We start from the raw sequence: 21,255 nt of genomic DNA, 5'->3' as shown, positions 1-21,255 counted from the left end.
TGCTGGGCGGTCTGGAAGGGCTCACCGAAAGGTGAGCCCTTTTTTGTTGTCTTCGATTTGCGCAACGCTTGTTCCCGGTCCTTTCCGCTTCGCTCTGATCAGCTCTCCATTCATTGCTGTTAGCGCAAAGCGATCAAGCGCCATTTTGGTGCGTTCTTCTTCCATTTCGTTGTGGAAAACACCTGAATATCCAAAGGCTTACCGCTGTTTTTCTCCTACCGGTTATCGAAAAAGCCTTGTTGCATGTTGGGAATTTAAGTAGCATCCGTTCCGCGTTCACCACCACGGTTTATGCATTTTTAAATCCCAAGCTTCCATCAGCTGCTTGGGATTTTTTTTGCCTGCGATTTGGCGTTTGGGCGCCTATCCCTCCATCACCTTCAAGCGAGGCGCGGTTTTTTCGTCTACTACTGACTGGCCGATTTTCAACTCTTTATAAAGGAGTGCGTCGATGCTGAGTCAGTGGGTCCTTGCCGCTATTCATCTATTCGCGTTTGCCTTGGCTTTCTGGGCGGCGCTGACGCGCGGCACAGCTTTCCGAAAACTCTCGGCGGGCACGGGAGAGGTCAAGCGCGTTCTGCTCGCGGATAACCTTTGGGGGCTTTCAGCTTTGACGCTGCTTATCACCGGAGCAATGCGTGGGTTTGGTGGTTACGAGAAAGGCTCTGGCTATTACCTGCATCAGCCGCTGTTTCATCTGAAGATGACGCTGTTCTTGCTGATACTACTGATGGAGCTTGCACCGATGATCACGCTGATCAAATGGCGCATCGCATCCTCGCGCGGTGTGGCGCTTGATAGCGGACGTGCGAAGTTGTACGCGCGAATCAGTCATGTTGAAGCGCTGCTGCTGATCCTGATGATGGTCGCGGCGACAGGCATGGCGCGTGGCGTGATATTCGCTTAGAAGGCGAAATTCGCCGTGCTCTATCGGAAACGTCCGACAGCCAGCTCCAGAGGTGAAAGGTAATATCGGCGCAACAGAGGAGGGGATGGAAGTGACGGGGATCTGCATGCTTCAGGCGCCGTGCCCAGCGGGGTGAAATGCGGATGGCTAAACGGCGCGCGAATCTTTAGCCAGTCTTGCGCGGGGCATAGGGACTGGCTACGTAATGCAAAGTGGCTCAGGGCGTTTGCGGCTTGTCCGGAGCGGTCAGGCCGGCCTGGATGCGTTGGTAAATTTCTTCACGGTGCACTGCCACGTTTTTCGGAGCGTTGATGCCGATGCGGACTTGTTGGCCGCTGACTCCGAGGATGGTGATCGTGATGTCATCACCAATGTTTATGCTTTCACCGACTTTGCGGGTGAGTATCAGCATGGTCTTCTCCTTGATTGCTTGGTAGGGCACCTGATTCAGACAGTGCAGAGGTCGGTGGTATCTATAGATTAGTGCGAAGTCTCACGGTTTGGGTGCCTCTTTCTGACGCGCAGAAGCGGCATTAATTCCCAGGGCGTAACTATACAGAGGCTGCAATCATCATTCTCGTTGTTTTGTGCCCATTTTGCGGGGCTCGCGAAGTATTTTTGAATGATAAGATCGCGGCTTTACGAATTCCGAGGAAAGCGTTGTGCGCAAATTGGTTTGGCTGGTAGCGGCACTGGCATTGGCAGGCTGCGGTGAAGGCAAGAATGTAGATGCGCCGAAGCCTGAGACGAAGGTCGCGGCAGCGCCGGCGGCCGCCGCGCCACAGTGGGATCTGGAAGTTCGGGGCGAGACCCCTCAGGCCGTCAGTGACCTGAGCGGCTGGTTGATCGAGCATGCTTTCGTTCCGACGGTCGTCAAGGACGGCAGCGGTAAAACACGAATTCTGATCGGTCCGTTCAATTCCCAGGCTGATGCCGAGGCGCGAAAGGTGCAGGTCGATGCAGCGCTGGTAAAAGCCAAGAAACAAAATATCGAATCCGTGGTGATCGAGCATCCGCTAACGCCATAAGCGAAGCGCCTTCAAAACACGCTGAACAGACATTAAAAAGGCCTTGAGCATAACGCTCGAGGCCTTTTTATTTCCGCTGCAATCAGCCGCAGGCTTTCAGATTTACCGAGCCGACAAACTCGTTGCCGCGCCCCATCACGCACGCCACGCTCTGGTTGCGCTGACGTTCCCAGTCCTGCACTGGATAGGTCTTGTCCCACGCTTCGTACAACTGCCGATCCTGCTTCGATAGGCGAAGTCCGTATTGTTTGCTCATATAAAAATAAGTGCGGGCGATCATGCCGCGAATCGAAGGGCGGGGCATGACCTTCTTGGCCTTGAAGTCGACCTGCGTCAGGCAGGAACCATACTGACCGGACTGCACCGGCAACCAGCCGTAGCTGAAGTTGCTGCGGTCACCGTTGACCTCACCGATGCTTGGTACCAGGTTGTGCAGATCAGCTTCGGCTTTTTGATACACCGGATCGTAACGCGTGCAATTCTTGCGTCCGCCTTGCTGCCAGCACTGTCGCTGATGTCCGATCTGCCAGGCCGGCACGATGTGCTCCCATTCGATTCTCGATGCACGCTTGGCGTTCTTGCGCGGCACATAGCCGCAAGCCTTCAGGTCGACCTTGTTGCCGGTGTACTTGCAGCCGCAGTAAAACTCGGTGGATTGCGGCGCATAAAGTTTCCACGCGGCTTTCTTGGCTTCGGAAAATGTACGTGGGGCGCCAGCCTGGGCACCCATGGCGAAAAACAACAACAGCAAAGCAACGCAGCGGACACTCATTGAATCAATCTTCCTTCGGCACAACCCAAAAAATCTGCACGCCACCGTCGTCGCGATAAGCGAGGGTAACGTTGTCGTTCTCGTCGATTTCCTCGAGCAAGCGCTCCCAGTCGTCCATCGGCTCATCCGGCAGACGGAAAATCAGTGCGGCTTTGGCTTTTTGTGCGGTGGGGGAATTGATGATTTTCTGAACGCGCATACCCATGCGTTCGTAAGCGTCAGGAGCAGCAGGAGAGGTGGCCACGAGGTTATCCTTATTAAGCTGTACGTGCATACAGTATTTAACTGTAAGCGATTTCGCAACTGCTTAAAATTCAAGAAAATCCTCTGACAGCGTGTTTCCGGTTTTGGTGTAGGACTCGGCAAATTTTTTTGTGGGAAAAATGCTTGAAGGGTGTAAGCCGGGCACCACCTGCCAAGCTGGCAGGTGGTGCGCAATTGCCCGATCGAGACGTGATCAGGCGAAGGACAATCAGTATTCCCAGAACATCCGTTGCAGCTCTTTGCTGTCGTTGGTCTTGGTCAGCGCGACCATCGCCAGGATGCGGGCTTTTTGCGGGTTCAGATCGTGAGCGACAACCCAGTCGTATTTGTCGTCAGGCTGTTCGGCGTTACGCAGGACAAAGCCGCCGGCGTTGACGTGGGACGAGCGAATGATCTGCACGCCATCCTTGCGCAGCGCTTGCAGGGATGGAACCACGCGAGAGGATACCGAACCGTTGCCAGTGCCGGCGTGGATGATGGCTTTGGCGCCGGCTTGCGCCAGTGCCTTGTAGGCGGTATCGCTGACGTTGCCGTAGGAGTAGGCAATTTCTACGTCAGGCAGGCTCTTGATGTTTTTGCTGTCGAATTCCGAATCCATGGTGTGACGCTTGGCCGGCAGGCGGAACCCGTAGGATTTGCCTTCGACCACCATGCCCAGTGGACCCCAGGCGCTTTTGAATGCTTCGGTCTTGATGTTGATCATTTTGCTGACGTCGCGGCCGGACTGAATCTCGTCATTCATGGTGACGAGTACGCCTTTGCCGCGGGCGTCTTTGCTGCTCGCCACGGCGACGGCGTTATACAGGTTGAGCATGCCGTCTGCCGACATGGCAGTGCCCGGACGCATCGAACCGACGACGATGATCGGCTTGTCGGTTTTCTCGACCAGATTCAGGAAGTACGCGGTTTCTTCCAGAGTGTCGGTGCCGTGGGTAATGACAATACCGTCGACGTCCTTGCTGTCAGCCAGTTCGGCAACCCGGCGGCCAAGTTGCAAGAGGTTGTCGTTGGTGATGCTTTCCGATGCGATCTGCATGACTTGCTCGCCACGCACGTTGGCCAGCTTGCTCAACTCGGGAATACCGGCGATCAGTTGTTCGATGCCGACTTTTGCCGCTTGATAGGTCGCACTGTTGGCAGCGCTCGCGCCAGCGCCGGCGATGGTGCCGCCGGTGGCGAGTACAACGACGTTGGCCAGTTTGGTCTGGGTTTCGACTTCTTTTGCCTGAGCGGCGGTTGGCAGGAGCAGGAGGAGGGCCAATGCGCCCGGAATCAAGGTATTGAAAGCAGATTTCATTATTTTTCTCTCTAGTCGTGAGACGGTGCTGATGCAGGTTCATCTAGATGCGCCCCAAGCCGATCTGAATGCTTGGGGTGCAAGGAGGGGAGCAGGATTCATACCATGCGTAATGCGCCTGCGGAAAATGTTTAACTTGATGATTTAAATCAATATTTGTCGAGAGCCAGAGCATTGCTGCGGTCTCGTCCATCCGGGATTCCGAACGACGGACGGATTCTTGTTCGGCTCACCGATAGGCGGTGTTTTGAAATGCCGGCCTGTGACAAATCCCTGCTAAAGAAAAGTGCTCTCAGGCCGATGCGTCCTCAAGGAAACCAAATCTTAGGAGTTCACATGTCACTGACGGTCGGTTTTGCCAATCCCGCTGCTGTCACCATCGGCGGTAAAACTGCAGCGACGATCAACACCCTGAACGAAGCGGCCGACGAGGCATCGACGCAGGCGCTGGGTGCCGAGAAGACTGAGAAGAATCAGGTCAGAACCGGTGGTGGTCCTGTGCAGGAAAACAGTGAAACCGAGGCCGACAGCAATCTCAGCATTACCGTCAAGACACTGCTCAAGCGGATGAAGGAGTTGCAAAAGCAACTTCAGGAGCAGCAACAGCAACTGGCTGCGGCTCAGGCTGCAAGCTATCCGACTCCCGAAGCGAAGTCCCAGGCAGTGATGTCGATACAGGGCCAGATCGCGCAAACCAGCGCCGCACTGGCGGAAGTGGCGGGTGCGTTGGTCAAGGAGATGTCGAAAAGCGCTACCAGCGGTGGCCTCGTCAATACGACTGCCTGAAGCGCCAAATTGCCAATTCGGCGATTCGGCCTACAACAAAAGACGATTTCTGATTGTTGACAAATGCCGGCGGGATTCTCATAGTTCGGTCTACGCAAACGTTTGCGCGGCTTGGAAGGGCATTTTCTCCCGGAGCCGTGACGTAGCTTACGTCAGCGCAAACGTTGCTCACAATAATCATAAGATCGGAGTGAACCCATGAAGCTGCCATTCGCCGCACGTCTTCTTGCTGTCGCTATGCTGGCTGCCACAGCCGCCGCACTACCTGTCTCCTCGGCGTTCGCCGAATCCGCAGAAAAACCCAAAGTCGCGCTGGTCATGAAATCCCTGGCCAACGAATTCTTCCTGACCATGGAAGACGGCGCCAAGGCCTACCAGAAAGAACACTCCGCCGATTTCGATCTGATCTCCAACGGTATCAAAGACGAAACCGATACCGCCGGCCAGACTCGCAACGTCGAACAGATGATCCTGGCCAAGGTGAATGCACTGGTGATCGCGCCTTCTGACTCCAAGGCCATGGTGCCGGTTATCAAGAAGGCCGTAGACGCCGGTATCACGGTCATCAACATCGACAACCAGCTCGATCCCGCCGTTGTCAAAAGCAAAAACATCAACGTGCCTTTCGTAGGTCCGGACAACCGCAAGGGTGCGCGTCTGGTTGGCGAATACCTGGCCAAGCAACTGAAGGCGGGCGACGAGGTCGGCATCATCGAAGGCGTGTCCACCACCACCAACGCGCAGGCGCGCACGGCCGGTTTCAAGGACGCGATGGAAGCCGCGCAGATCAAAGTGGTCTCGCTGCAATCCGGTGATTGGGAAATCGACAAGGGCAACAAGGTTGCCGCTTCGATCCTCAGTGAATACCCGGATGTCAAAGCACTGCTGGCCGGTAACGACAGCATGGCGGTTGGCGCCGTTTCCGCAGTCCGTGCCGCTGGCAAGGCAGGGCAGGTAAAAGTCGTCGGTTACGACAACATCAATGCGATCAAGCCAATGCTCAAGGACGGTCGTGTGCTGGCGACGGCTGACCAGTTTGCAGCCAAGCAGGCCGTGTTCGGCATCGAAACCGCACTGAAGATCATCAAGGGCGAGAAAGTCGACAGCGGTGCCAACGGCGTGATCGAAACACCGGTCGAGCTGGTCACCCAGTAAGTCATCTGGCGACACAACGGCGCTCGTCCGTCCGGGCGAGCGCATGGAGATTTCTATGTCAGTTTCCGCCCCGAACGCTGTCCTCTCGGTCAGCGGTATCGGCAAGACCTATGCGCAACCGGTGCTCACCGGCATCGATCTGACGCTGATGCGCGGTGAAGTACTGGCGCTTACCGGCGAAAACGGTGCCGGCAAAAGTACCCTGTCGAAGATCATTGGTGGTCTGGTCACGCCCACTACCGGCCAGATGCAATTCCACGGCAAGGACTATCGTCCTGGCAGCCGTACCCAGGCTGAAGAGCTTGGCGTGCGCATGGTCATGCAAGAACTCAATCTGTTGCCGACGCTGTCGGTGGCGGAAAACCTGTTTCTGGATAATCTGCCGAGCAGCGCTGGCTGGATCAGTCGCAAGCAGTTGCGCAAGGCGGCGATCGAAGCCATGGCGCAGGTCGGCCTCGATGCGATCGACCCGGACACACTGGTTGGCGAGTTGGGTATCGGTCATCAGCAGATGGTCGAAATCGCGCGCAACCTGATTGGCGATTGCCACGTGCTGATCCTTGATGAGCCGACCGCGATGCTCACGGCGCGCGAAGTCGAAATGCTCTTCGAGCAGATCACCCGATTGCAGGCTCGCGGCGTTTCCATCATCTATATCTCTCATCGTCTCGAAGAACTGGCGCGGGTGGCCCAGCGTATTGCCGTGCTGCGTGACGGCAATCTGGTCTGCGTCGAGCCGATGGCCAACTACAACAGCGAGCAACTGGTGACCTTGATGGTCGGTCGCGAACTGGGCGAACACATCGACATGGGGCCGCGCAAGATCGGCGCTCCGGCGTTGACGGTCAAAGGCCTGACGCGCTCTGACAAGGTCCGCGACGTTTCCTTCGAGGTGCGCGCCGGCGAGATTTACGGCATTTCCGGATTGATCGGGGCAGGGCGCACGGAATTGCTGCGGCTGATATTCGGTGCCGATGCTGCCGACAGCGGCACCATCGCACTCGGCTCGCCGGCCAAAGTCGTGAGTGTTCGCTCGCCAGTCGATGCGGTACGCAATGGCATTGCGCTGATCACCGAGGATCGCAAGGGCGAAGGGCTGCTGCTCAGTCAGTCGATCAGCGCCAACATCGCCTTGGGCAACATGCCGGAAATCTCCAGTGGCGGTTTCGTCAAAAACGGCGACGAAATCTCCCTGGCGCAGCGTCAGATCGAAGCCATGCGTATCCGCAGTTCTAGCCCGACGCAGTTGGTTTCGGAGCTGTCCGGCGGCAATCAGCAGAAGGTCGTGATCGGCCGCTGGCTGGAGCGCGACTGTTCAGTGCTGCTGTTCGATGAGCCGACTCGTGGAATCGATGTCGGTGCCAAGTTCGACATTTACGGTTTGCTCGGCGAGTTGACCCGCCAGGGCAAGGCATTGGTCGTGGTTTCCAGTGACTTGCGCGAATTGATGCTGATCTGCGACCGGATCGGCGTGCTTTCGGCGGGACGTCTGATCGACACCTTCGAGCGCGACAGTTGGACCCAGGATGATTTGCTTGCCGCCGCTTTCGCCGGCTACCAGAAACGTGATGCGTTGCTCAATGAAGCAGCGCCTAGGGATCTCCCATGAAAACTGCATCTTCTGCCAGTAACCGTAGTGGCAATTTCTTTGGCCTGGGTACTTATCTGGGCCTGGCCGGTGCCTTGCTGGCGATGATTGCGCTGTTCTCGGTCCTGAGCAGCCATTTCCTCTCGTACAACACCTTCAGCACCCTGGCCAACCAGATTCCCGACCTGATGGTGCTGGCGGTGGGCATGACCTTTGTGCTGATCATCGGCGGCATCGATTTGTCCGTCGGCTCGGTCCTCGCGCTGGCCGCATCGACGGTCAGCGTTGCGATTCTCGGCTGGGGCTGGAGCGTTTTGCCAGCGGCGCTGCTCGGCATGGCGGTGGCGGCTCTGGCCGGGACCATCACTGGCTCAATCACCGTGGCCTGGCGGATTCCGTCGTTCATCGTCTCCCTCGGCGTGCTGGAAATGGCCCGTGGTGTGGCGTATCAGATGACCGGGTCGCGCACCGCGTACATCGGCGATGCGTTCGCCTGGCTGTCGAATCCGATCGCGTTCGGCATTTCCCCGTCGTTCATCATCGCTTTGCTGGTGATATTCATCGCGCAGGCAGTTTTGACCCGCACGGTTTTCGGCCGCTACCTGATCGGCATCGGCACCAACGAAGAAGCCGTGCGGCTGGCCGGGATCAATCCCAAGCCCTACAAGATTCTGGTGTTCAGCCTGATGGGGCTGCTGGCGGGCATTGCCGCTCTGTTTCAGATTTCGCGTCTGGAAGCAGCTGACCCGAACGCAGGTTCGGGCCTGGAACTGCAAGTGATCGCAGCGGTGGTCATCGGCGGCACCAGCCTGATGGGCGGGCGCGGTTCGGTGATCAGCACTTTCTTTGGTGTGTTGATCATTTCCGTACTCGCGGCCGGTCTCGCGCAGATTGGTGCGACGGAGCCGACCAAGCGCATCATCACCGGCGCGGTAATCGTTATCGCTGTGGTGCTCGACACCTATCGCAGTCAACGCGCCAGTCGCCGGGGCTGAACCATGGCAACGATCAAGGATGTAGCGGCGCTCGCGGGCATTTCCTACACGACTGTGTCGCACGTGGTGAACAACACCCGCCCGGTCAGCAAGGAAGTGCGCCTGAAAGTCGAAGCAGCAATCAAAAGCCTCGACTACGTGCCCAGTGCCGTGGCGCGCTCGCTGAAAGCCAAAACCACGGCGACCATCGGCCTGCTGGTGCCTAACAGCCTCAACCCGTACTTCGCGGAATTGGCGCGAGGAATCGAGGATTACTGCGAGCGCAACGGCTATTGCGTGATCCTCTGTAACTCCGACGACAACCCGGACAAGCAGCGCAGCTATTTGCGTGTCTTGCTGGAAAAGCGCATCGACGGTTTGATCGTCGCCTCCGCCGGCGGTGACAGTGGTCTGGCGCAAGGGCTGGCCGGCGTGAAGACGCCGATGGTCATCGTCGACCGGGGTCTGGAAGGTGTAAATGCCGATCTGGTGCGCATCGACCACGAATACGGCGCTTATCTGGCAACCCGTCACCTGCTCGAGTTGGGGCATCGCGACATCGCCACGATCGGCGGTCCGGCCAGTACCAGCGTGGCGCAAATGCGTCAGGCCGGTTATTGCCGAGCGCTGCAAGAGGCGGGAATCGAGGTGCGCGAAGAGCGCATGCTGGAAAGCGACTTCACCAGCACCGGCGGTTACAACGCCGCTGCCCGGCTGCTTGAAAGCAATCCGCCCAGTGCGATTTTTGCCGGCAACGACATGATCGGTATCGGTGTGCTGCGTGCGGCGGCCGAACGTAACGTCCGGGTGCCGGCCGAGCTGTCAGTGATCGGCTTCGATGACATTCAGATGAGTCGTTATGTCTATCCGGCGCTGACCACGGTCGGCCAGTCGATCCTGCAACTGGGCGAGATGGCCGCCGAAGTGCTGTTGCGCAGAATTGCTGCGCCGGACTCGGGCACCGATCAACGCATCGTGACCCCGAGCATTGTCCTGCGCGAATCGACCGCGCCGCTGTCCGGCGTGTTCACCGAATATCGCTGAAACCGAATTGATGAGTAGTGATGTATGCGAGCAAATGTAGTGGTAATAGGCAGCCTGAACATGGACCTGGTCACCCGGGCGCCACGGCTGCCGCGCGACGGTGAAACGCTGATCGGTCATTCCTTTGCCACCGTGTCGGGCGGCAAGGGCGCCAATCAGGCGGTTGCCGCTGCGCGGTTGGGTGCGCAGGTGGCGATGGTTGGCTGCGTTGGCAATGACGACTATGGTGTGCGATTGCGCGATGCCTTGCTCGCTGAGCAAGTCGACTGCACGGCCGTCAGTGTTGTGGAGGATTCCAGCGGCGTAGCGCTGATTGTGGTGGATGACAACAGCCAGAACGCCATCGTGATTGTCGCCGGTGCCAACGGCGCGATGACGCCGGCAGTGATCGACCGCTTTGACGCGGTTTTACAGGCCGCCGATGTGGTGATCTGTCAGCTCGAGATTCCCGATGCGACGGTCGGGCATGCGCTCAAGCGTGCGCGTGAACTGGGCAAAACCGTCATCCTCAATCCGGCGCCGGCGAGCCGCCCACTGCCGGCGGACTGGTTTGCCGCCATCGACTACCTGATTCCCAACGAGAGCGAAGCCGCCGCGTTGAGCGGGCTCGCTGTCGACTCGTTGCAGTCGGCAGAAGCGGCTGCCACCCAATTGATTGCCATGGGCGCCGGTAAAGTCATCGTCACCTTGGGCGCGCAGGGTTCGTTGTTCGCCAATGGCGAAGGCTTCGAACATTTCCTCGCGCCGACCGTGAAGGCGCTGGATACCACGGCTGCGGGTGACACCTTTGTCGGCGGTTTCGCCGCAGCGCTGGCCAATGGCAAATCCGAGGATGAGGCGATCCGCTACGGTCAAATCGCCGCTGCGCTGTCTGTCACCCGCGCCGGTGCGCAACCGTCGATTCCAACCATGTCCGAAGTACAGGCGTTCAAACCCGTATGAAAAAGACTCCTTTGCTCAACGTCGCGCTGTCGCGACTGATCGCTTCGCTTGGCCACGGTGACATGGTCGTGATCGGCGACGCCGGTTTGCCCGTGCCACCGGGTGTCGAGTTGATCGATCTGGCACTGACCCATGGCATCCCTGATTTCGTCAGCACGCTGAAAGTCGTACTCAGCGAGATGCAGGTGGAAAGCCATGTGTTGGCCAAAGAGATCTTCGATAAGCAGCCCTCGGCGCTGGCCGATCTGGACGCGTTGAACGAAGAGGGCGCGCTGGGCCGTAGGGATCTGCTCACTCACGAGCAGTTCAAGGTACTGAGCCGACAAGCCAGGGCGATCATTCGTACAGGAGAATGTCAGCCGTACTGCAACATCGTTCTGGTCGCCGGGGTTACATTCTGATTTCCGATTTCACCTGCACAAGGAATGCGCCATGCAACGCTATGCTGAAAAAATTCACCAACTGATCCGGAGTCTGCTGCTCTTGTCCGTGATAACTGCGACCGGCGCCCAGGCGGCGCAAAAGATCGACCTGATCATCGACACCGATCCGGGCGCTGACGATGTGGTCGCCTTACTGTTCGCTCTGGCGTCGCCGGATGAATTGAATATTCGCGCTCTGACTACCGTGGCCGGCAACGTGCGCCTGGACAAGACTTCGCGTAACGCGCGGCTGGCTCGCGAATGGGCAGGGCGCGAAGATGTGCCGGTTTACGCTGGCGCACCGAAGCCGCTGATGCGCACGCCGATCTACGCCGAGAACATTCATGGCAAGGAAGGCTTGTCGGGCGTGACGGTTCACGAGCCGAAGAAAGGCCTGGCGAAAGGAAATGCGGTCAATTATCTGATCGACACTCTTAAATCGGCCAAACCGCACAGCATCACCATCGCCATGCTCGGCCCGCAGACCAACCTGGCTCTGGCGTTGATTCAGGAGCCGGAGATCGTTCGGGGCATCAAGGAAGTGGTGATCATGGGCGGGGCGCATTTCAACGGTGGCAACATCACCCCTGTGGCTGAATTCAACCTGTTCGCCGATCCGCAGGCTGCCGAGGTGGTGCTCAAGAGCGGGGTGAAACTCACCTATCTGCCGCTGGACGTGACCCACAAGATCTTGACCAGTGACGCGCGCCTGAAGCAGATCGCCGCGCTGAACAACAATGCGAGCAAGATCGTCGGCGACATTCTCAACGAATACATCAAGGGCGATATGGAGCACTACGGCATTCCCGGCGGCCCGGTGCATGACGCCACCGTTGTGGCGTATCTGCTCAAGCCTGAGTTGTTTACCGGTCGGGCGGTCAACGTCGTGGTGGATAGCCGTGAAGGACCGACATTCGGCCAGACCATTGTTGACTGGTATGACGGCCTGAAAGCACCGAAGAATGCATTCTGGGTCGAAAATGGCGACGCCCAAGGCTTCTTTGATCTGCTGACCGAGCGCCTGAAACGCCTGAAATAAGTCGTCAACCCGCAGGCGGTTGCCTGCGGGTTTTCACTGCGCCTGTTCGGCCTGACCAATTGGGTATCGCTCGAATACCTGATTGATAAAATGCTGCGCCGCTTCTATTCCCAACTCCTTGACCAGCAGATCGATGCCGATCAGCGCCAGTTCTTCCGTCGTGCCGGGGCTGTAAGAGCTGTGTCCTTCGGCCCATTTGGCGTTGATGGCGGCGTCGATGCTTACACTGGTCATGAGGAGGCTCGAAAGGTCGGGATGTCTGTTTTTCGAGTTAACCATTTTGCGCGGCGTTTGGCACTGCGACTTAGGCATGAGCGGAGCGCTATGCGACACTTGGTCTTTTCCGGCTTACCAAGGACCCTGTTGTGCAGATCGATCTGAATAGCCCTGACGGCCTCACACTCGAAGCAGTGCGCCAATTGCTCGCCTCGGCCAGTGACGACGTACACAACCAATTGCGCGTGACCAAAGACGGCATCGCCTATCTGTCCACCGTGACCGGTGGACAGGATATCGACGGTCTGCTGTTTCGCTTGGAAACCTGGGCAAAGGGCTCGGGCTATGTGGGTAACGTCGCAGCCAGCGATGAAGTCTGGGTGATGCAGATTTACAACGCGCTCAGGGACAACTGGCCGAATCCGCCGTATGACTACATCGACGTTTATTGAGGTCGTTAATATTCAGTCACGATTGTTTGCTGAGTCGCCGCGCGCAGCTCAGGCACACTCGGCATTTTTCCACTCGTGGGGCAGGGCATGGCTTGAGCCTTGAAACCAAACGCCGCATTGGCGGTCGCACGATCTCTGCTTAAATATTTGAAAACAAGGAGGCTTCATGCCTTTGAAATTCGCGACACTGGGTGCACTGATGGCCGCTGCGCTGTTGGCTGGTTGCAGCACAACCTCCAGCGAGTTGGCAAAGGAGCCCGTGGCGGCTGAATCAGGAAATAGCCGCTGCGAAGCATCGGCAGCGCAATTCGCCATCGGCAAGAAAGCATCCCCTGAGTTGCTGGATCAGGCGCGGGCCAAGGCTGGGGCGCAAAATGCGCGCTTCCTCAAGCCGAACGACATGATCACCCTGGAATACCGCTCCGATCGCCTGAACCTGAACACCGACAACAACCTGATAGTCACCCGCGTCAACTGCGGCTGAGTCCTTTTGTCTCAGGCATAAAAAACCCCGTCACTTGGACGGGGTTTTTTTAGTGCGCCGAGAAATTACTCTGGGCGAACCTGTGCAGCTTGCATACCCTTTTGGCCTTTCTCAGCCACGAAAGAGACGGTCTGGCCTTCTTTCAGGCTTTTGAAACCGTCGGATTCGATAGCTTTGAAGTGTACGAACAGGTCGTCACCGCCACCTTGAGGAGTGATGAAGCCGAAGCCTTTTTCATCGTTGAACCATTTAACGGTGCCGGTTTGGCGATTAGACATGGTGTATCTCCAAGAAACATATATTTTCAGTAGTACTGTGCTGCTCAGGCCAACTGGGCACACCCGGGTATCATAGTCGAAATGTTCGCTTTGGGAGCCCCCCGGACGTGCTGTTTGCCAATCAGTCGTGTTTTCTTTACCGCCCGTTTCTGCTGAAAGCCCCGGTTTGAAAGGCTTTCAGCGAAACGTAAAGACGATAAAAAAACCTGTAAAACCTGCATAAATCGTCTGAAAAGGCTCATTTCCAGCACTTTTTTCCGCCTTTCAGCCGATGTTAATACCCGATTTTATTATTTTTTCGGGGCGGTATTTGCCTTGCATTTGGCGATCTGGCCAAGGGCTTTCTGTTGCAATTCAGGAGTCGCCTTGTTGTCCATCAGCGCCTGAATGTCGCTGGCCGGATAGGACTTGATGGCGTCAGCTCCGCAAGCGCAGTGGGATTTCGCCGCTGCAGCACCGATCTGCTGGGTCGCAGCCTGAGTGCACTGGGCCATGTACTTCTCGCGCTCGCCTTTCGGCCAGTCGGCATGGGCGCTCAGTGGCAGCAGCAGAACGACGGGGGCGACGATGGCGAATAAGCTTTTCAGACGCATGCGAGGATGCTCCTTGTGGGTCAATGTCTTGTTATCTGAGGGCGCAAGGGCCGATCAAGTTCAGCACTCTGGCATAAAATCGGACATTTCGCCTTCTGCCAAATCAGGGCGTGAGCGACCGCTCATCTGTGCTAGCATGCCGGGCTCAAGCGTTCTCAGGCTTCGGATGACCTTCAGTCCCGAGGCGGTCGGCGTGCGAATTTTTTCGATTTGAATCCCAGTCACTCTGGTTCGGTTTTCCGGTTGGCCGCAAGGCTCCTGCCGCTGTAAGGCAGGCGTTCGTCATTGAATGGCCTGGATCGGATCTTGTACTGGCTCATCCCAACCCACGTGACCTTTGGTAGGGGTCACCACTAGGAGAGGAGGCGCCATGCCAACTATTACTCTTCCCGACGGCAGTCAACGTTCATTCGATCACCCGGTTTCCGTAGCCGAGGTCGCCGCATCCATTGGTGCAGGTCTGGCCAAGGCCACGCTCGCCGGCAAGGTCAATGGCCAACTGGTCGACGCCAGCGACATCATCAGCAGCGACGCGACCCTGCAAATCATTACGCCAAAGGATGAAGAGGGGCTGGAGATCATTCGCCACTCTTGCGCGCACCTGGTTGGCCACGCGGTCAAACAGCTGTACCCGACCGCGAAGATGGTCATCGGCCCGGTCATCGACGAAGGCTTCTATTACGACATCGCCTACGAACGTCCTTTCACGCCGGAAGACATGGCGGCCATCGAACAGCGCATGCAGCAGCTGATCGAGAAGGATTACGACGTCATCAAGAAAGTCACTCCGCGCGCCGAAGTGATCGAAGTGTTCAAGGCCCGTGGCGAAGACTACAAGCTGCGCCTGGTCGAAGACATGCCGAACGAGCAGGCCATGGGTCTGTACTATCACGAAGAATACGTCGACATGTGCCGCGGTCCGCACGTGCCGAACACGCGCTTCCTGAAATCCTTCAAGCTGACCAAGCTGTCGGGCGCCTACTGGCGTGGCGACGCCAAGAACGAGCAATTGCAGCGCGTTTACGGCACTGCCTGGGCGGACAAGAAACAGCTGGCGGCGTACATCCAGCGCATCGAAGAAGCCGAGAAGCGCGATCACCGCAAGATCGGCAAGCGCCTGGGCCTGTTCCACACTCAGGAAGAGTCGCCGGGCATGGTGTTCTGGCACCCGAATGGCTGGACTCTGTACCAGGTGCTCGAGCAGTACATGCGCAAGATCCAGCGCGACAACGGCTACCTTGAGATCAAGACTCCTCAAGTCGTCGACCGCAGCCTGTGGGAAAAATCCGGGCACTGGGCCAACTACGCCGACAACATGTTCACCACTCAGTCGGAGAACCGCGACTACGCCATCAAGCCGATGAACTGTCCGTGCCACGTGCAGGTGTTCAACCAGGGCCTGAAAAGCTACCGCGAGTTGCCGATGCGTCTGGCCGAGTTCGGTGCCTGCCACCGTAACGAGCCGTCGGGTGCGTTGCACGGCATCATGCGCGTGCGAGCGTTCACTCAGGACGACGCGCATATTTTCTGCACCGAAGAGCAGATGCAGGCCGAGTCCGCTGCGTTCATCAAGCTGACCATGGACGTCTATCGCGATTTCGGCTTTACCGAAGTCGAGATGAAACTGTCCACTCGTCCGGAAAAACGCGTCGGCTCCGATGAGCTGTGGGATCGCGCTGAAGCAGCATTGGCTGCAGCCCTTGATTCTGCTGGCCTGCCGTATGATCTGCAGCCGGGCGAGGGTGCCTTCTACGGGCCGAAGATCGAGTTCTCGCTGAAAGATTGTCTCGGTCGCGTCTGGCAGTGTGGTACCTTGCAGCTCGATTTTAACCTGCCTGTCCGTTTGGGCGCTGAATACGTCTCCGAAGACAACAGCCGCAAACACCCAGTGATGTTGCACCGCGCGATCCTCGGTTCGTTCGAGCGTTTCGTCGGGATCCTGATCGAGCACTACGAAGGTGCCTTCCCTGCGTGGCTCGCGCCAACCCAGGCGGTGATCATGAATATCACTGATAAACAGGCAGATTTTGTTGCAGAGGTTGAAAAAACTCTCAACGAAAGCGGATTTCGTGCCAAGTCCGACTTGAGAAATGAAAAGATCGGCTTTAAAATCCGCGAGCATACTTTGCTCAAGGTTCCCTATCTTTTGGTTATCGGAGATAAGGAAGTCGAGATGCAGACTGTCGCTGTGCGTACTCGTGAAGGTGCTGACCTGGGCTCGATGCCCGTCGCCCAGTTCGCTGAGTTTCTCGCGCAAGCGGTTTCCCGGCGTGGTCGCCCAGATTCGGAGTAATTATTATTAAGCGTGAAATGAGACAAGATAAACGAGCTGCACCGAAAGCCCCGATCAACGAGAATATCTCGGCACGCGAGGTTCGGTTAATTGGCGCTGATGGCGAGCAGATTGGCATCGTCTCGATTGATGAAGCGCTTCGTATCGCTGAAGAAGCAAAGCTTGATCTGGTGGAAATCTCCGCAGATGCAGTCCCGCCTGTTTGCCGGGTGATGGACTACGGCAAATCGATCTTCGAGAAGAAGAAGCAGATTGCCGCGGCGAAGAAAAACCAGAAGCAGATTCAGGTTAAAGAAATCAAGTTTCGTCCAGGGACGGAGGAAGGGGATTACCAGGTAAAACTGCGCAACCTGGTACGTTTCCTGAGTGACGGGGACAGGGCCAAGGTATCCTTGCGATTCCGCGGCCGTGAGATGGCCCACCAGGAGCTGGGGATGGAACTCCTCAAGCGGGTTGAACAAGACCTGCTCGAGTACGGTTCGGTCGAACAGCATCCTAAGATGGAAGGACGCCAGCTGATCATGGTCATCGCCCCGAAAAAGAAGAAGTAATCAACAGGGCACGGCAGGCCTTCTGATTATGTTTATCAACTGAATGCGGAGTATCCGAACATGCCAAAAATGAAAACCAAAAGTGGTGCTGCCAAGCGGTTTCTGAAAACTGCTAACGGCATCAAGCACAAGCACGCTTTCAAGAGCCACATCCTGACTAAAATGTCGACCAAGCGTAAGCGTCAACTGCGCGGTAGCAGCTTGCTGCATCCGTCTGACGTGGCAAAAGTCGAGCGCATGCTGCGCCTTCGTTAATTTAGTCAAGAATAGAGGAAGTAACTCATGGCTCGTGTAAAGCGTGGCGTCATTGCCCGTAAGCGTCACAAAAAAATTCTGAAACTTGCTAAAGGCTACTACGGCGCACGCTCCCGCGTATTCCGTGTTGCCAAGCAAGCGGTAATCAAGGCAGGCCAGTACGCCTACCGTGACCGTCGTCAGAAAAAACGTCAGTTCCGCGCTCTGTGGATCGCTCGTATCAACGCTGGTGCTCGTGTTAACGGTCTGTCCTACAGCCGTTTCATCGCTGGCCTGAAAAAAGCGTCCATCGAGATCGACCGCAAGGTTCTGGCTGATCTGGCAGTGAACGAAAAAGCGGCGTTTGCTGCGATTGTCGAGAAAGCTAAAGCCACCTTGGCTTAAGTACCCCCGACAGTCACCCGGCCTCACCTCTGTGGGGCCAGGTGTTAAACGTCATAAATAGGGGAAGAGCCTTCAAGCTCTTCCCCTATTTTGTATCTGGAGTCTGTACATGGAAAACCTGGATGCGCTGGTCTCTCAAGCACTAGAGGCTGTGCAAAGCGCTGAAGATATCAATGCCCTGGAGCAAATCCGGGTTCAATACCTTGGCAAAAAGGGCGAATTGACTCAGGTGATGAAGACCCTGGGGAATCTGCCGGCAGAAGAGCGTCCGCAAGTCGGCGCGCTGATCAACGTTGCCAAGGAACGTGTTACAGGCGTTCTCAATGCGCGCATGGCATTGTTTGAAGAAGCCGAACTGGCTGCCAAACTGTCTGCCGAATCCATCGACGTGACGTTGCCGGGCCGTGGCCAGACCTCTGGCGGTCTGCATCCGGTCACCCGGACTCTGGAGCGCGTCGAGCAGTTCTTCACCCGCATTGGCTACGGCATCGCCGAAGGCCCTGAGGTCGAAGACGACTACCACAACTTTGAAGCGCTCAACATCCCAGGCCATCACCCGGCCCGGTCGATGCATGACACCTTCTATTTCAATGCCAACATGTTGCTGCGCACCCATACCTCGCCGGTACAGGTCCGCACCATGGAATCCAAGCAGCCGCCGATCCGCATCGTCTGCCCGGGCCGCGTCTATCGCAGCGACTCCGATATCACCCATTCGCCGATGTTCCACCAGGTCGAAGGCCTGCTGGTCGATCGCGATATCAATTTTGCCGATCTCAAAGGCACCATCGAAGAATTCCTGCGGGTGTTCTTCGAGAAAGAACTGGCCGTGCGTTTCCGTCCTTCGTACTTCCCGTTCACCGAGCCATCCGCTGAAGTCGATATGGAATGCGTGATGTGCAGTGGCAAAGGCTGCCGCGTCTGCAAGCAGACTGGCTGGCTGGAAGTGATGGGCTGCGGCATGGTTCACCCGAACGTGCTGCGCATGTCCGGCATCGACCCGGAAGAGTTCTCCGGCTTTGCCTTCGGCATGGGCGTCGAGCGTCTGGCCATGCTCCGTTACGGCGTGAACGACTTGCGTCTGTTCTTCGACAACGACTTGCGGTTCCTCGCGCAATTTCGCTAGTCGTAACGAATTCTTAGGAGAGCAGGATGAAATTCAGTGAACAATGGCTGCGTGGCTGGGTTAGCCCGCAGGTAGATCGCGATGAGCTGGTTGCTCGTCTGTCGATGGCCGGTCTTGAGGTCGATAGCGTTACTCCGGCCGCCGGCGTATTCAGTGGTGTGGTGGTGGGCGAGGTGCTGAGCACCGAGCAGCATCCGGACGCCGACAAATTGCGCGTATGCCAGGTCAGCAATGGCGCGGAAACCTTCCAGGTCGTGTGCGGTGCGCCAAACGTGCGCCCGGGCCTGAAGATTCCGTTCGCCATGATCGGTGCCGAACTGCCGGGCGACTTCAAGATCAAGAAGGCCAAGCTGCGTGGCGTCGAGTCGAACGGCATGCTGTGCTCGCAGGCAGAGCTGCAGGTCGGTGAGGGCAACGACGGTCTGATGGAGCTGCCGGCTGATGCGCCGGTGGGCGAAGATTTCCGTGTGTATCTGGATCTGGAAGACGCCAGCATCGAGGTCGACCTGACCCCGAACCGTGGTGACTGCCTGTCCCTGGCCGGTCTGGCCCGTGAAGTCGGCGCGCTGTACGCCGTGCCGGTAACTCGTCCTGTGGTGGCTGCGGTTGCAGCGGTACACGACGAAGTGCGTTCGGTCGAAGTGCTGGCGCCAGCCGCCTGCCCACGTTATCTGGGCCGGGTCATCCGTAACGTCGACCTGTCAAAGCCAACCCCGCTGTGGATGGTTGAACGTCTGCGTCGCGCTGACGTGCGCAGCATCGACGCTGCGGTCGACATTACCAACTATGTGATGCTCGAGCTCGGCCAACCGCTGCACGCTTTCGATCTCGCCGAAATCAATGGCGGTATTCGCGTGCGTATGGCTGAAGAGGGCGAGAAGCTGGTTCTGCTCGACGGTCAGGAAGTCAGCCTGCGTAGCGATACGCTGGTCATCGCTGACCACACTCGTGCACTGGCGATCGCCGGCGTCATGGGTGGCGAGCACAGCGGTGTTTCCGCGACCACGCGCGATGTGTTCCTGGAATCTGCGTTCTTTGATCAGATTGCTGTTGCCGGCAAGGCACGTTCCTACGGCTTGCACACCGACGCTTCGCATCGCTACGAGCGTGGCGTTGACTGGCAGCTGGCCCGTGAAGCCATGGAGCGCGCCACTGGCCTGCTGCTGGAAATCACTGGCGGCGAAGCTGGTCCGATCATCGAGACCGTCAGCGAGCAACACCTGCCATCGATTGCACCGATCACTTTGCGTGCTCAGCGCATCGCGCAGATGCTCGGCATGGAGATGGATTCGGCACAGGTCGAGCGTCTCCTCAGTGCCTTGGGCCTGAGCATTACCGCTGACGGCGAAGGTCAATGGCGCGTTGAAGTGCCAAGCCACCGCTTCGATATCAGCCTGGAAGTCGACCTGATCGAAGAGCTGGCGCGTCTGTACGGTTACAACCGTCTGCCGGTTCGCTACCCGCAAGCGCGTCTGGCGCCACAAGCCAAGGCCGAAGCGCGTAGTGATCTGCCTGAGCTGCGTCGTCTGCTGGTTGCTCGTGGTTATCAGGAAGCGATCACTTACAGCTTCATCGATCCGCGTCAGTTCGAACTGTTCAATCCAGGTGTCGAGCCGCTGTTGCTGGCCAACCCGATTTCCAATGACATGGCGGCCATGCGTTCGTCGCTGTGGCCAGGTCTGGTCAAAGCGCTGCAGCACAACCTCAATCGTCAGCAGGATCGCGTGCGTCTGTTCGAGAGCGGCCTTCGCTTCGTTGGTCAGCTTGAAGGCCTGAAGCAAGAGCCGATGTTGTCCGGCGTTGTTTGCGGCAGCCGCTTGCCGGAAGGCTGGGCTCAGGGCCGCGACACCGTCGACTTCTTCGACGTCAAGGCTGACGTGGAAGCGGTATTGGGTTTTGCCGGTGCCTTGGATTCGTTCACGTTTGCTCCGGGCAAACACCCAGCGCTACATCCGGGCCAGACCGCGCGCATCGAGCGTGATGGTCGCGAAGTGGGCTTCATCGGTGCAATTCACCCTGAGCTGTCGAAGGCGCTGGGGCTGGATCGTCCGGTGTTCGTCTTCGAGCTGGTTCTGGCGGAAGTGGCGCTCGGTAAAATGCCGAAATTCCACGAGTTGTCGCGCTTTCCTGAAGTGCGTCGTGACCTTGCACTGATCGCGCACAAAGACGTCGCGGCCTCGGCTGTGCTGGACGTAATCCGTGAAAATGCAGGCGAATGGCTCACAGAGCTCAGGCTGTTTGACGTGTATCAGGGTAAAGGTATTGATCCTGATAGAAAAAGCCTTGCAGTCGGCTTGACCTGGCAGCATCCATCGCGCACTCTTAATGACGATGAGGTGAATTCGACGACGCAAAATATCCTCACCTCGCTCGAACAAAGGTTGAACGCCACGTTAAGGAAGTGA

Annotated in this window: 26 protein-coding genes; 18 read left to right on the top strand and 8 right to left on the bottom strand. The window is 57.5% G+C overall.

Annotated features, from left to right (window positions below):
* Positions 1–21 precede the first annotated feature (21 nt).
* The gene (locus OC605_RS14180; RefSeq protein WP_262137805.1) at positions 22–165 is read right to left on the bottom strand and encodes a hypothetical protein; all 144 of its coding nucleotides are present in this window, start codon (positions 163–165) and stop codon (positions 22–24) included.
* 286 nt (positions 166–451) lie between these two features.
* Between OC605_RS14180 and OC605_RS14175 the strand changes: the two genes are divergently transcribed.
* The gene (locus OC605_RS14175) at positions 452–907 is read left to right on the top strand and encodes a DUF2214 family protein (protein WP_262137804.1); all 456 of its coding nucleotides are present in this window, start codon (positions 452–454) and stop codon (positions 905–907) included.
* A gap of 217 nt (positions 908–1,124) precedes the next feature.
* Here the strand turns inward: OC605_RS14175 and csrA are convergent, their stop codons facing one another.
* Positions 1,125–1,319 carry a carbon storage regulator CsrA gene (csrA, locus tag OC605_RS14170; protein ID WP_003179932.1) on the bottom strand — a complete coding sequence of 65 codons (195 nt, stop codon included), beginning with the start codon at positions 1,317–1,319 and terminating at the stop codon, positions 1,125–1,127.
* A gap of 250 nt (positions 1,320–1,569) precedes the next feature.
* Here csrA and OC605_RS14165 point away from each other — a divergent pair, with 250 nt between their 5' ends.
* Entirely contained in the window at positions 1,570–1,935 is a 366-nt protein-coding gene (locus tag OC605_RS14165) for an SPOR domain-containing protein (protein ID WP_024012401.1), read from the top strand.
* A gap of 82 nt (positions 1,936–2,017) precedes the next feature.
* Here the strand turns inward: OC605_RS14165 and OC605_RS14160 are convergent, their stop codons facing one another.
* The 3 genes from OC605_RS14160 to OC605_RS14150 all read right to left on the bottom strand — a co-directional run bounded on the left by OC605_RS14160 (position 2,018) and on the right by OC605_RS14150 (position 4,268).
* Positions 2,018–2,707 carry an endonuclease gene (locus tag OC605_RS14160; RefSeq protein WP_024012402.1) on the bottom strand — a complete coding sequence of 230 codons (690 nt, stop codon included), beginning with the start codon at positions 2,705–2,707 and terminating at the stop codon, positions 2,018–2,020.
* A 4-nt stretch (positions 2,708–2,711) separates the two neighbouring features.
* On the bottom strand, positions 2,712–2,981 hold the full coding sequence (locus OC605_RS14155; RefSeq protein WP_016774035.1) for a DUF1654 domain-containing protein: 270 nt from the start codon (positions 2,979–2,981) through the stop codon (positions 2,712–2,714).
* Between the two features lie 198 nt (positions 2,982–3,179).
* Positions 3,180–4,268: an asparaginase gene (locus tag OC605_RS14150; RefSeq protein WP_262137802.1), complete on the bottom strand. Its 1,089-nt coding sequence runs from the start codon at positions 4,266–4,268 to the stop codon at positions 3,180–3,182.
* Positions 4,269–4,604: 336 nt separating this feature from the next.
* Between OC605_RS14150 and OC605_RS14145 the strand changes: the two genes are divergently transcribed.
* The 8 genes from OC605_RS14145 to OC605_RS14110 all read left to right on the top strand — a co-directional run bounded on the left by OC605_RS14145 (position 4,605) and on the right by OC605_RS14110 (position 12,218).
* Positions 4,605–5,054, top strand: a complete 450-nt coding sequence (locus OC605_RS14145; protein ID WP_262137801.1) for a hypothetical protein — start codon at positions 4,605–4,607, stop codon at positions 5,052–5,054.
* A gap of 198 nt (positions 5,055–5,252) precedes the next feature.
* A complete protein-coding gene (locus OC605_RS14140; protein WP_262137800.1) occupies positions 5,253–6,209 on the top strand; it encodes a sugar ABC transporter substrate-binding protein in 957 nt (318 codons plus the stop codon).
* Positions 6,210–6,264: 55 nt separating this feature from the next.
* Complete coding sequence (locus tag OC605_RS14135; protein ID WP_262137798.1) at positions 6,265–7,818, top strand: sugar ABC transporter ATP-binding protein; 1,554 nt, start codon at positions 6,265–6,267, stop codon at positions 7,816–7,818.
* On the top strand, positions 7,815–8,792 hold the full coding sequence (locus OC605_RS14130) for an ABC transporter permease (protein WP_133338757.1): 978 nt from the start codon (positions 7,815–7,817) through the stop codon (positions 8,790–8,792). Before OC605_RS14135 ends, OC605_RS14130 begins: the two co-directional genes overlap by 4 nt.
* 3 nt (positions 8,793–8,795) lie before the next feature.
* On the top strand, positions 8,796–9,815 hold the full coding sequence (locus tag OC605_RS14125; RefSeq protein WP_262137796.1) for a LacI family DNA-binding transcriptional regulator: 1,020 nt from the start codon (positions 8,796–8,798) through the stop codon (positions 9,813–9,815).
* A gap of 24 nt (positions 9,816–9,839) precedes the next feature.
* Positions 9,840–10,757 (top strand): ribokinase, encoded by a 918-nt coding sequence (rbsK, locus tag OC605_RS14120; protein ID WP_262137795.1) that lies wholly within the window; start codon positions 9,840–9,842, stop codon positions 10,755–10,757.
* Positions 10,754–11,158, top strand: coding sequence for a D-ribose pyranase (gene rbsD / locus OC605_RS14115; protein ID WP_130899501.1), 405 nt, complete (start codon positions 10,754–10,756; stop codon positions 11,156–11,158). The genes rbsK and rbsD overlap by 4 nt, the downstream gene beginning before the upstream one ends.
* 31 nt (positions 11,159–11,189) lie before the next feature.
* Entirely contained in the window at positions 11,190–12,218 is a 1,029-nt protein-coding gene (locus tag OC605_RS14110) for a nucleoside hydrolase (RefSeq protein WP_262137793.1), read from the top strand.
* Between the two features lie 33 nt (positions 12,219–12,251).
* Here the strand turns inward: OC605_RS14110 and OC605_RS14105 are convergent, their stop codons facing one another.
* Complete coding sequence (locus OC605_RS14105) at positions 12,252–12,452, bottom strand: hypothetical protein (protein WP_122506567.1); 201 nt, start codon at positions 12,450–12,452, stop codon at positions 12,252–12,254.
* Between the two features lie 131 nt (positions 12,453–12,583).
* Here OC605_RS14105 and OC605_RS14100 point away from each other — a divergent pair, with 131 nt between their 5' ends.
* Positions 12,584–12,886: a hypothetical protein gene (locus OC605_RS14100; RefSeq protein WP_262137792.1), complete on the top strand. Its 303-nt coding sequence runs from the start codon at positions 12,584–12,586 to the stop codon at positions 12,884–12,886.
* A 166-nt stretch (positions 12,887–13,052) separates the two neighbouring features.
* Positions 13,053–13,370 carry an I78 family peptidase inhibitor gene (locus OC605_RS14095; protein ID WP_262137791.1) on the top strand — a complete coding sequence of 106 codons (318 nt, stop codon included), beginning with the start codon at positions 13,053–13,055 and terminating at the stop codon, positions 13,368–13,370.
* 65 nt (positions 13,371–13,435) lie between these two features.
* Here OC605_RS14095 and OC605_RS14090 read toward each other — a convergent pair whose 3' ends face one another.
* Positions 13,436–13,648, bottom strand: a complete 213-nt coding sequence (locus tag OC605_RS14090; RefSeq protein ID WP_003179963.1) for a cold-shock protein — start codon at positions 13,646–13,648, stop codon at positions 13,436–13,438.
* A 290-nt stretch (positions 13,649–13,938) separates the two neighbouring features.
* Positions 13,939–14,241: a hypothetical protein gene (locus OC605_RS14085; RefSeq protein ID WP_130899498.1), complete on the bottom strand. Its 303-nt coding sequence runs from the start codon at positions 14,239–14,241 to the stop codon at positions 13,939–13,941.
* A 370-nt stretch (positions 14,242–14,611) separates the two neighbouring features.
* On the opposite strand from OC605_RS14085, the gene thrS reads away from it, so the two are divergent.
* The 6 genes from thrS to pheT all read left to right on the top strand — a co-directional run bounded on the left by thrS (position 14,612) and on the right by pheT (position 21,255).
* A complete protein-coding gene (gene thrS / locus OC605_RS14080) occupies positions 14,612–16,534 on the top strand; it encodes a threonine--tRNA ligase (RefSeq protein WP_024012407.1) in 1,923 nt (640 codons plus the stop codon).
* Complete coding sequence (gene infC / locus OC605_RS14075; RefSeq protein ID WP_169432615.1) at positions 16,534–17,085, top strand: translation initiation factor IF-3; 552 nt, start codon at positions 16,534–16,536, stop codon at positions 17,083–17,085. Before thrS ends, infC begins: the two co-directional genes overlap by 1 nt.
* 60 nt (positions 17,086–17,145) lie before the next feature.
* Positions 17,146–17,340, top strand: coding sequence for a 50S ribosomal protein L35 (rpmI, locus tag OC605_RS14070; RefSeq protein WP_002553160.1), 195 nt, complete (start codon positions 17,146–17,148; stop codon positions 17,338–17,340).
* Positions 17,341–17,367: 27 nt separating this feature from the next.
* Positions 17,368–17,724, top strand: coding sequence for a 50S ribosomal protein L20 (gene rplT / locus OC605_RS14065; protein ID WP_002553161.1), 357 nt, complete (start codon positions 17,368–17,370; stop codon positions 17,722–17,724).
* A gap of 109 nt (positions 17,725–17,833) precedes the next feature.
* The gene (pheS, locus tag OC605_RS14060; protein WP_003226365.1) at positions 17,834–18,850 is read left to right on the top strand and encodes a phenylalanine--tRNA ligase subunit alpha; all 1,017 of its coding nucleotides are present in this window, start codon (positions 17,834–17,836) and stop codon (positions 18,848–18,850) included.
* A 26-nt stretch (positions 18,851–18,876) separates the two neighbouring features.
* Positions 18,877–21,255 (top strand): phenylalanine--tRNA ligase subunit beta, encoded by a 2,379-nt coding sequence (pheT, locus tag OC605_RS14055; protein WP_262137789.1) that lies wholly within the window; start codon positions 18,877–18,879, stop codon positions 21,253–21,255.

Origin of the sequence: Pseudomonas sp. Marseille-Q5117 (genome assembly GCF_946901175.1) — a bacterium.
GTDB lineage: Bacteria > Pseudomonadota > Gammaproteobacteria > Pseudomonadales > Pseudomonadaceae > Aquipseudomonas > Aquipseudomonas iranensis.
This window is presented reverse-complemented; position numbering and strand designations above follow the sequence as displayed.

Excerpts from the sequence above, each read along its gene's own strand:
- OC605_RS14180 (WP_262137805.1), bottom strand. The coding sequence starts at position 165 with ATGGAAGAAGAACGCACCAAAATGGCGCTTGATCGCTTTGCGCTAACA.
- OC605_RS14175 (WP_262137804.1), top strand. The coding sequence starts at position 452 with ATGCTGAGTCAGTGGGTCCTTGCCGCTATTCATCTATTCGCGTTTGCC.
- csrA (WP_003179932.1), bottom strand. The coding sequence starts at position 1,319 with ATGCTGATACTCACCCGCAAAGTCGGTGAAAGCATAAACATTGGTGAT.
- OC605_RS14160 (WP_024012402.1), bottom strand. The coding sequence starts at position 2,707 with ATGAGTGTCCGCTGCGTTGCTTTGCTGTTGTTGTTTTTCGCCATGGGT.
- OC605_RS14155 (WP_016774035.1), bottom strand. The coding sequence starts at position 2,981 with ATGCACGTACAGCTTAATAAGGATAACCTCGTGGCCACCTCTCCTGCT.
- OC605_RS14150 (WP_262137802.1), bottom strand. The coding sequence starts at position 4,268 with ATGAAATCTGCTTTCAATACCTTGATTCCGGGCGCATTGGCCCTCCTC.
- OC605_RS14145 (WP_262137801.1), top strand. The coding sequence starts at position 4,605 with ATGTCACTGACGGTCGGTTTTGCCAATCCCGCTGCTGTCACCATCGGC.
- OC605_RS14140 (WP_262137800.1), top strand. The coding sequence starts at position 5,253 with ATGAAGCTGCCATTCGCCGCACGTCTTCTTGCTGTCGCTATGCTGGCT.
- OC605_RS14135 (WP_262137798.1), top strand. The coding sequence starts at position 6,265 with ATGTCAGTTTCCGCCCCGAACGCTGTCCTCTCGGTCAGCGGTATCGGC.
- OC605_RS14130 (WP_133338757.1), top strand. The coding sequence starts at position 7,815 with ATGAAAACTGCATCTTCTGCCAGTAACCGTAGTGGCAATTTCTTTGGC.
- OC605_RS14125 (WP_262137796.1), top strand. The coding sequence starts at position 8,796 with ATGGCAACGATCAAGGATGTAGCGGCGCTCGCGGGCATTTCCTACACG.
- rbsK (WP_262137795.1), top strand. The coding sequence starts at position 9,840 with ATGCGAGCAAATGTAGTGGTAATAGGCAGCCTGAACATGGACCTGGTC.
- rbsD (WP_130899501.1), top strand. The coding sequence starts at position 10,754 with ATGAAAAAGACTCCTTTGCTCAACGTCGCGCTGTCGCGACTGATCGCT.
- OC605_RS14110 (WP_262137793.1), top strand. The coding sequence starts at position 11,190 with ATGCAACGCTATGCTGAAAAAATTCACCAACTGATCCGGAGTCTGCTG.
- OC605_RS14105 (WP_122506567.1), bottom strand. The coding sequence starts at position 12,452 with ATGACCAGTGTAAGCATCGACGCCGCCATCAACGCCAAATGGGCCGAA.
- OC605_RS14095 (WP_262137791.1), top strand. The coding sequence starts at position 13,053 with ATGCCTTTGAAATTCGCGACACTGGGTGCACTGATGGCCGCTGCGCTG.
- OC605_RS14090 (WP_003179963.1), bottom strand. The coding sequence starts at position 13,648 with ATGTCTAATCGCCAAACCGGCACCGTTAAATGGTTCAACGATGAAAAA.
- OC605_RS14085 (WP_130899498.1), bottom strand. The coding sequence starts at position 14,241 with ATGCGTCTGAAAAGCTTATTCGCCATCGTCGCCCCCGTCGTTCTGCTG.
- thrS (WP_024012407.1), top strand. The coding sequence starts at position 14,612 with ATGCCAACTATTACTCTTCCCGACGGCAGTCAACGTTCATTCGATCAC.
- rpmI (WP_002553160.1), top strand. The coding sequence starts at position 17,146 with ATGCCAAAAATGAAAACCAAAAGTGGTGCTGCCAAGCGGTTTCTGAAA.
- rplT (WP_002553161.1), top strand. The coding sequence starts at position 17,368 with ATGGCTCGTGTAAAGCGTGGCGTCATTGCCCGTAAGCGTCACAAAAAA.
- pheS (WP_003226365.1), top strand. The coding sequence starts at position 17,834 with ATGGAAAACCTGGATGCGCTGGTCTCTCAAGCACTAGAGGCTGTGCAA.
- pheT (WP_262137789.1), top strand. The coding sequence starts at position 18,877 with ATGAAATTCAGTGAACAATGGCTGCGTGGCTGGGTTAGCCCGCAGGTA.